The organism is Lachnoanaerobaculum sp. (genome assembly GCF_057250505.1).
The window spans coordinates 11,097-20,978 of the sequence record NZ_DBHIEQ010000029.1; the positions used below are offsets into that span (position 1 = coordinate 11,097).

Here is a 9,882-nt window from a genome sequence, read left to right on the forward strand (position 1 = left end):
TACTTGCAGTTATTTTGGTTATGGCGGGAATCCTACTTGGATGGTTTACAGCTACAGAGGCAGGAGTGGTTGCGGTACTTTACTGCGGAGCACTTGGATTTATATACAGAGAGCTTACAGTAAAGAATGTATATGAACTTTTAGCAGATACTATGATGAGCTCTGCAACAATACTTTTCCTTATATCAACATCTACCATTATGTCATATGTAATGACAGTTTCAGGGATACCGGGAGCTATCAGTTCTATGATTATGGGAGTATCAGATAATAAATTTATTATTTTACTTATTATGAATGTATTCCTTTTGGTTATGGGTATGTTCCTTGATCTTACACCGGCAGTACTTATTTTTACACCTATATTCCTTCCGATAGTTAAGAGTATCGGTATGAGCCCTGTGCATTTCGGTATAATGTTCATTATGAATCTCGGTATAGGTTCTGTAACACCGCCGGTAGGCTCTTGCTTATTTGTAGGTTGCGGTGTGGGTAATGTTAAGATTGAGGGTGTAACAAAGTATATTATTCCAATGTTTATAGCCATGGTTGTGGCGCTGTTCCTTATCACATATATACCTGTTATATCACTTGGTATACCGTATCTGGCAGGACTTGTGTCATCAATCTAATAGGAGTGTTTATGCAAATAGTAAAAAAATTTGAGTCCTTATCTAAGGACGGTAAGTCTTATATAGTACATACTGATAATGCAGATATAAAGATTTATTTTCTTACAGATGAAATTATAAGAATAAGAGTATCTTTTGACAAGAAATTTAAGGAAGAATCATATGTTTTATCAACTGTAGGTTGGGATGACAGACTTGATAATGTATTAGGTGAATACAGAAAGAAAATAGAACCTATCAAGCCCGAAATAAAAGAGGATGAAGATCAAATAATATTTGAAACTGCAAAACTGAATCTGGTTCTTGATAAAAAAAGCATAGGATTCAGTCTGTATGATATAGACGGAGATTTATTATACTCGGATTTAAACGGTAATCCTTTTATACTTGATTCAAACAATAGAGTAAATCACTATTCAAAGATGGAAGAAGATGAATGCTTCTACGGTTTTGGAGAAAAGGCGGGAATCTTAAATAAGAATAAGACTTTACTACGAGAAAGAGCTACAGATGCTATGGGCTATGATGCCGATAAGATGGATACATTGTATAAACATATACCGTTCTATATCAGAATGAGGAGAGCAAGTAAAAAGGCTGTAGGACTTTTCTACCACAATTTTTATGAATCAGTCTTTAATATGGGCTGTGAAAAGAGCAATTATTGGCCAAGATACACATATTTTCAGGCGGACGGAGGAGATATAGATCTCTATCTTATCGGTGGTAACAGTATCAAAAGGGTAGTGGATAATTATACTTTATTGTCAGGAAGACCTGCACTTTTGCCAAAGAGAGCACTTGGATATCAGGGTTCATCAATGTATTATCCTGAACTTGAAAAGGACTCTGATGACGCGGTGTTGGAATTTATTGATACCGTTAAGGAAGAGGGATTCTCGATAGACGGCTTCCATCTCTCAAGCGGCTATACAAGCTATAATAATAAAAGATGCGTATTTACCTGGAATCTTGACAGATTCAAAGATCCAAGAGATTATTTCAAAAAAATGAATGAAAAAGGAGCACAGAATGTTCCTAATGTAAAGCCCGGAATACTTTTAATGCATCCCAAATTTGACGAGTTTGTAGAAAAAGATGTATTTGTAAAGGACTCTGAAAAAGATACCTACGCCATAGGAAGCTGGTGGGGCGGAGACGGAGCATTTTGGGATTTTACAAAGGCTGATGCCAGAAAAGCTTGGAAAGAGTATCTGACAGAGAATGTAATAGATATCGGTACAGACTCTATTTGGAATGACAACTGCGAGTATGATTCACTCTTAGATAAGGATACAAAAGTGGATTTTGATGGAGAAGGCGGAACGATAGGAGAATTGAAGCCTCTTATGAGTACTATAATGTGTCAAATAGCAAATGAGGCGGTGGTTGAACATAATGAAAATGCCAGACCTTATGTGGTTTGCAGAAGTGGAAGTGCGGGTATCCAAAAGTATGCACAGACATGGTGTGGTGATAATCTCACCAACTGGACTTCTCTAAAATATAATATTCCTATTATCACAGGCATGGGGCTTTCAGGTCAACCAAATGAAGGTGCGGATATAGGCGGTTTTGCAGGTCCTGCACCGAGTGAAGAACTCTTTGTGCGTTGGGTACAAAACGGTATATTCCAGCCGAGATTTTCAATCCATTCCGCAAGCAGTGACAATACTGTAACCGAACCATGGATGTTTAAAAATTCTACCGATATTATCAGAGATGCTATAAACTTCAGGTATAAACTGACACCTTATTTCTATTCTTTGGAGTATGAAGCAAGCAAGTATGGCAGTCCGATAATGAGACCGTTGGTATATGAATTCCAAAATGATGAAAACACTTTTGATGAGAGTTTTGAATTCACATTGGGAAGAGATATTTTAGTGGCGAATGTAATTGAAGAAAACGCAAAGAGCATTGAAGCATATCTTCCAAAAGGTAGTACATGGTATGATTACAATGATAATTTTAAGAAATATGAGGGTGGACAGACTATAAGTATACCTGTTGATATTTCCACCATACCTATGTTTATCAGAAGCGGTGCCATTATACCTATGTCAGGAAATAAGCTTACAAGTATGGCGATGGACAAGGTTGAAACTTTGGAGCTTTTGGTGGCAACAGGTGAAAACAGAAACTTTGTACTGTATGATGATGACGGTGTAAGCAATGACTTCCAAAAAGGTGTATTCAAAAAGACCACTATAGAAATGTCGGGAGATGAGATTGTAAAGCTTAACTTCAAGTCTGAGGGAAGCTATAAGGACAGCATAAAAACTGTAAGAGCGAATATCATTAAGAAGGAAAAGAGTCCGTATTGGGTCAGCCTTGCAGGCAGAAGGCTGACACATTTCTTAAACAGAAGAAAATTTGAAGCATCAAGTGAAGGTTGGTATTATTCACAGACAAACAGAAGCGTTGAAATAAAATATGCCAATCCGGAAAGTGATTATGAGCTTATTGTATCTTTTGAAATGTTTGATTTGATAGGTATGTAAATGATAGTAAAAGGCTTTGAAAAATTAATTGAAACCCAAAACGGCTATATGATAGAGGCTAAAAATGCCTCTATCAAGGTTATTGCACTTACCGATGAAATAATCAGAGTAAGGGTAAGCTTTGACGGGAAATTTAGTGAGTCTTCGTATGCTCTGGTAACCACTGCTTGGGAAGATGATCTGGATGAACTTTTTGCAGGTGAAAGAACAAGGATTGAAGCTGTCAAATTGGACTGTATAGAGGATGATAAGAAGATAGTATTTAAAACAAAGAAATGTATACTTACACTTAGAAAAGATCCTCTTTCTTTCAGTTTGGAAGATGTCTTTGGGAATGTTATATACAGAGATTTGAAGGAGAGGGCTTTTGATAAGGACTATCTTGGAAGAGTCTCACATTACTCACTTTTGGATGTGGAAAAGGATCATTTCTACGGTTTCGGTGAAAAAACGGGTTATCTTGATAAAAAGGGCAGAAGGCTTAGGATGAATCCTAAGGATGCTATAGGTCATAACCCCGAAAACGGAGAGCCATTATATAAGCATATACCTTTTTATATCAGAATAAATGAGGATATAAAAAAGCCTCTGGGATTATTCTATAACAACTCATATGATGCCGTTTTTGATATGTGCAATGAAATAAGCGGATATTGGGACAGATATACATATTATCAGGCTGAGGGCGGTGATATAGATCTTTTCTTTATAGGAGGAGAGAGTATAAAAGATGTTATAGATAATTATACATATCTTACAGGAAGATCTGCAATGCCGACAAAGCAGGAGATGGGATTTACCGCATCTACAATGTACTATGCGGAATTGGAAGAAAATTGTGATGAGGAAATATATAAGGTAATCAAAAAGCATTTTGATGAAAAGATATATATTGATAATTTCTGGTTGGCGTCAGGGTATTCATCAGGCGAAAAAGATAATCTAAGATATACATTTAACTGGAATAAAAAGAGATTTCCGGACCCTGAAGGATTTTTTGAAAAGATGGATGCCATGGGAATAAATGTTATTCCGAATATGAAGCCCGGAATATTGCCGAATCATCCGTATATGAAGGAATTTATAGAAGCTGATGCATTTGTAAAAGATCCTGAAGGAAAAGAAGACTATATAGGTCGCTGGTGGGGCGGTTATGGAAAGTTTATCGACTTTACCAAGGAAAGCGGTAGAAAAATTTGGGGTGAACTTTTAAAGAAAACCTTACTTTTAAAGGGCTCAAAAACCGTATGGAATGATAATTGTGAGTATGACGGTGTAGAGGACAGACTTGCAAGAGTTGATAATAACGGTCATGGAGGAAATATGGCCGAGCTGAAAATAATCCACTCAAACATGATGGCATATGTGGCTAAAAAAGCTCTTGCAGAGGTTTATCCGAATGAAAGACCGTATATTATAAACAGGGCAGGTTTTGCAGGTATACAAAGATATGCTCAAGTTTGGGGCGGTGATAATCTTACATCTTGGGATACACTAAAATACAATATTGCAACTATAGTAGGAATGGGGCTTTCAGGAGTCGCAAATATGGGATGTGATATCGGAGGATTTGCCGGAGGAGCACCGGAGGGAGAACTTTTACTCAGGTGGATACAAAGCGGTATATTCCAGCCCAGATTTTGTATGAATTCGGCAAACAATGATAATACGGTTACTCAAGCCTTTATGTATGATGAATATATGCCTGAGGTGAGAGAAGCCTATGCTCTTAGATATAGAATGATTCCATATATGTATTCACTGATGAGAGAGGCCAATTTAAAGGGTACACCTGTAATGAGACCTTTATTTATGGAATTTCCCGATGATATAAATACATATAATGATAAGAATCTTACATTTATGTTCGGAAGCAGTTTACTTGTGGCAAATGTATTTGAAAAGGGAGCAAAGATCAGAAAAATATACTTGCCTGAGGGTGCAAGCTGGTATGATATAAATGACAGCTTTAGAGAATATCAAGGCGGTGTGACTGTTTATATTGATGTAAACAGTCACAGTATACCTATGTTTTTAAGAGACAGCGGTATTTTCTTTACAACAGATGATATACATCAGGCGTCAAGAGATACTGCAAAACAGCTTGACTTTACTATATCCGCCAAGTCGGATGTTGAATTTATTATATATGATGATGACGGACATTCAAAAGACTATGAAAAGGGAAAATATCTGAATACTTCGGTCAAGGTAAAAGCCGGAGATATTACCACTATTTCCTTTGAAAAGAGCGGTGATTATGAGGAAAGCATAGAAAATATCACTTTAAAACTTGTAAGTAAGAAAAAGGGTGCCTTCTATGTAAGTGCGGATGATAAGCTTTTAAAGAGATTTCTGGTAAAGAATAACTTTGATGAGGCAACTGAGGGGTGGTATTATAATCTTTCAGACAGAACAATAATGGTAAAAGCCAAAAATCCGAAAAATAAAAACTTTGATATCAAGATAAGTACAGAGAAATTCGATCTTATAGGAATGGTACTTGATAACGAATAAAAACGGGCTGTTGCCTGAGGATAAAATATAGTTGAAATTTTTAGCGGCTGTATTATCAATCTTCAGAGTAACAGCTTTTTTAGTAATTAAGCTATATAGCGCCTCTTGATTTTACTTTTACAGACGGTAGCTTTTTAGTGTAAAATAATTTATAATAATAGGAATTATTATTAGTTAAAACGCCGAAATTACAAAAATGCTATTGTGTATACAATAATTTTATGTTAAATATAATAACAACAGGTTAGGAAAACCTATCACTTACCTTTTGAGTAAAGATATTTCCTATACTGATTTAGAACAAAAAATATTTTATTTATATAAGGAGGCAGTTATGTCATTAATTAACAAGGAAGTTGGAGAGTTTAGCGTACAGGGATTTCATAAGGGAGATTTCGTTGAGGTATCTAAGAAGGATATCTTAGGAAAGTGGAGTGTATTCTTCTTCTATCCTGCAGATTTCACATTTGTATGTCCTACAGAGTTGGAGGATTTACAGAAGAATTATAAGGAGTTTAAAGAGGCAGGATGTGAGATCTATTCAGTTTCAACAGATACACATTTCACACATAAGGCATGGCATGATCATTCAGAGCGTATCTCAAAGATTGAGTATCCGATGCTTGCAGATCCTACACATGTACTTTCAAGAGATTTTGAAGTATATATCGAGGAGAACGGTTTGGCAGAGAGAGGTTCTTTCATCATCAATCCTGACGGAAAGATCGTTTCTTATGAAGTAAACGCAGGTGGCGTAGGAAGAAACGCGGAAGAGCTTTTAAGAAAGCTTCGTGCTTGTCAGTTCGTTCATGAGCATGGTGATCAGGTTTGCCCTGCTAAGTGGCAGCCGGGTGCTGAGACATTAAAGCCAAGTCTTGATCTTGTAGGTCAGTTATAATATTAGGGGACATTATGAGTAAAAACATGTATGATGCAGTCATTGTGGGCGGAGGTCCTGCAGGTCTGACAGCGGCTATTTATTTAGCCAGAGCATATTATCGTGTACTTGTTATAGAAAAAGAAAAATTTGGCGGTCAGATAACTCTGACCGCTGAAGTTGTAAATTATCCGGGTATAGAGCATATCTCAGGAGCCAAACTCGGAGAGCAGATGAGAAAACAGGCGGAAAACTTCGGTGCCGAATTCTTACTTGCTACAGTGGACTCCATTGATATGGACGGCGATATCAAGAAGGTCCATACATCAAAGGGAGATATCGAGTGCTTCGGAGTAGTACTTGCAACAGGTGCATCACCCAGAATGATCGGATTTGAAGGTGAGGCAAAGTTTAAGGGTCATGGTGTTGCATATTGTGCTACATGTGACGGAGAATTCTTTAAAGGAAAGGAAGTCTTTGTTGTAGGAGGAGGCTTTGCAGCTGCGGAAGAAAGCGTATTCCTGACAAAGTATGCAAAGCATGTAACCATTCTTATCAGAGAGCCTGACTTTACCTGTGCAAAAACAACAGCACAACATGCATATGATAATGAGAAAATTACCGTACTTACACATACCGAGGTGGTGAAAGTTGAAGGTGGAGACGTCCTTGAGAGAATTGTTTATAAGAACAATGAAACAGGTAAAGAAGAAGTATTTGAAGACAAGGAAGGCTTCGGTGTGTTCGTATTTGCAGGATATGAGCCGGCAACCTCTTTGGTAAAGGACTTCGGAATACTTGATGAAAGAGGATATGTGATTACAGACGCCTCAAAGAAAACTGCAATTGACGGATTGTATGCGGCCGGAGATGTTTGTATAAAGCCGCTCAGACAGGTTGTAACAACTGTCGGAGATGCAGGTATTGCAGCAACGGAACTTGAAAAGTATATTGCTGCAATGGAGAAAAAGACAGGTATCAAGCCGGTAGTTCCTATAAGACAATCAGGTGCAGGGAAGGGAAGTTTACCTAAAGAAGAAGTCAAGGAAGAAGGATTATTCTCATCTGATATGCTTGCACAGTTAAATACCGTATTCAATAAGATGGAAAAGAATATTCTTTTAAAAGTGTATGTTAAAGATGATGATGTATCAAAAGAATTGCTTTCATACATGACCGAGCTTGGTAAACTTACAGACAAGATATCTGTTGAAGAGGTAAAAGATGAAGCAAAGGCGCCTGTTGTAGAAATACATAGAGACGGAGAGTTCAGCGGTTTAGCTTTCCACGGCGTTCCGGGAGGACATGAATTTACTTCATTTATTCTCGGTATATACAATGTATCAGGTCCGGGACAGGGATTAAGTGATGATATAAGAGAAAAGATACTAAAAATAAAGGATAAAGTGTCATTTAAGATTTTAGTATCACTTAGCTGTACAATGTGTCCAGATCTTGTTGTAGCGGTACAAAGAATTGCTTCTCTAAATCCGAATATTGATGCACAAGTTTATGATATAAATCATTTCGGGGATCTAAGAGAAAAATATCATGTAATGAGTGTGCCATGTTTGGTAATGAATGAAGACAAGGTATTCTTCGGTAAGAAGAGCATAGAAGAAGTCCTTGAGTATATAAACAATTAAATATTGAATTCGGTAGGCTGAACAGTGTTATAAAAGTGAAGTTTTGTAACGGTTCAGCCTTGCTTTTTATATGAAAAAGATGATAAAATACTGGATGTCTGACGACATAAATTGTAATATATTTCAAGGTCGGAGTCGTGGCTTATAAATATTGTTTATAAGCTTTTTAGGTCAAAATGAGGAGAAGAATAATGAAACTCAATCAAAGAAGTATTTTAGAAAATGCAGAGGCTTGGGAAAAACTCGGATACTCTCTACCAAAGTATGACAGAGAGCAGGTGAAAAAGAATACACTTGCAAATCCGAACTGGATACATTTTGGTGCAGGAAACATTTTCAGAGCATTTCAGGCAAATGTTTTAAACAATCTTTTAAATGAAAAGAAAACCGATATAGGTCTTATTGTTGCTGAAGGATTCGATTATGAAATAATAGATAAGGCATTCAAGTCATTTGACGATCTGACAATATATATGAAACTTTGCTGTAACGGAACGGTTGAGAAGAATATTGTAGGCTCGGTAGTGGAGTCTTTGAGAGTAGATCCCCAAAATGCGGACTATGAAACTTTAAAGGAGCTGTTTAGAAAGCCTTCACTTCAAATGGTAAGCTTTACCATAACTGAAAAAGGTTATGCGGTAGTTGACGGAAACGGAAACACTCCGGCAGGGATAGAGGCGGACTTTAAAGCAGGACCTGATAAGGCTACAAGCTACATGGGTAAGGTATGTGCCATGCTTTATGAGAGATTTAAGGCAGGTGCTATTCCTGTAGCTATGGTGAGTATGGATAACTGTTCACATAACGGTGACAAACTTAAGGCTGCTGTGGTAACATTTGCAAAGAACTGGTGTGATAATAATGTCTGTGATAAAGGCTTTTTAGCATATGTAGAAGATTCCGGTAAGGTAAGTTTCCCATGGTCTATGATTGACAAAATAACACCGAGACCTGCAGACTCAGTAATGGATATGCTTGTTAAAGACGGCATAGAGGATGTAGACTTTGTAAAGACCGGTAAGAATACATTTGTGGCACCTTTTGTAAATGCGGAAGAGGCGGAGTACCTTGTAATAGAGGACAGCTTCCCTAACGGCAGACCGAAGATTGAAGAAGGTGGAGTAATGTTTACAAAGCGTGAAGTTGTAGATATGGTGGAGAGAATGAAGGTATGTACCTGTCTTAATCCTCTTCATACTGCACTTGCAATATACGGTTGTCTCTTGGGATATGAAAAAATCAGTGATGAAATGAAAGACAGTGAGCTTACAAAACTTATAAAAACTATAGGATATAAAGAAGGACTTCATGTAGTTACAGATCCGGGAATCATCAATCCTAAAGATTTCATAGATACTGTAGTAGAAGTAAGACTTCCAAATCCGTTTATGCCTGATACACCGCAAAGAATTGCCTGTGATACATCGCAAAAGCTTGCAATAAGATTCGGTGAGACAATAAAGGCATATGAAAAGAGCGAAAACTTAAAAGTATCAGATCTGAAGCTTATACCTCTTGTATTTGCAGGTTGGGCAAGATATCTGATGGGAATAGACGACAATTTAAATAAATTTGAACTCAGTCCGGATCCTTTACTTGAAAAGGTGGTTCCGATGGTAGCAGATATAAAGATTGGAGACAGCAATGTACACTCAAAGCTTGAGAGGTTATTCAGTGACGCTTCCATATTCGGAGTAAACTTATAT

General features: G+C 37.2%; 6 protein-coding genes. All 6 read left to right on the plus strand.

The window, feature by feature from the left end; genetic code table 11:
* Nucleotides 1-632: TRAP transporter large permease subunit (locus ACO6FI_RS10980; RefSeq protein ID WP_485457365.1), on the plus strand; the 632-nt coding region annotated here is incomplete at its 5' end.
* 11 nt (nucleotides 633-643) lie between these two features.
* Nucleotides 644-3,136: a TIM-barrel domain-containing protein gene (locus ACO6FI_RS10985; RefSeq protein ID WP_485457366.1), complete on the plus strand. Its 2,493-nt coding sequence runs from the start codon at nucleotides 644-646 to the stop codon at nucleotides 3,134-3,136.
* Entirely contained in the window at nucleotides 3,137-5,653 is a 2,517-nt protein-coding gene (locus tag ACO6FI_RS10990) for a glycoside hydrolase family 31 protein (protein ID WP_485457367.1), read from the plus strand. It abuts the gene before it with no gap.
* A gap of 334 nt (nucleotides 5,654-5,987) precedes the next feature.
* The gene (gene ahpC, locus ACO6FI_RS10995; protein ID WP_007592352.1) at nucleotides 5,988-6,551 is read left to right on the plus strand and encodes an alkyl hydroperoxide reductase subunit C; all 564 of its coding nucleotides are present in this window, start codon (nucleotides 5,988-5,990) and stop codon (nucleotides 6,549-6,551) included.
* 14 nt (nucleotides 6,552-6,565) lie between these two features.
* Entirely contained in the window at nucleotides 6,566-8,176 is a 1,611-nt protein-coding gene (locus ACO6FI_RS11000; RefSeq protein WP_485457368.1) for an FAD-dependent oxidoreductase, read from the plus strand.
* Between the two features lie 191 nt (nucleotides 8,177-8,367).
* A partial coding sequence (locus ACO6FI_RS11005; RefSeq protein WP_485457369.1) for a mannitol dehydrogenase family protein occupies nucleotides 8,368-9,882 on the plus strand: 1,515 nt, incomplete at its 3' end.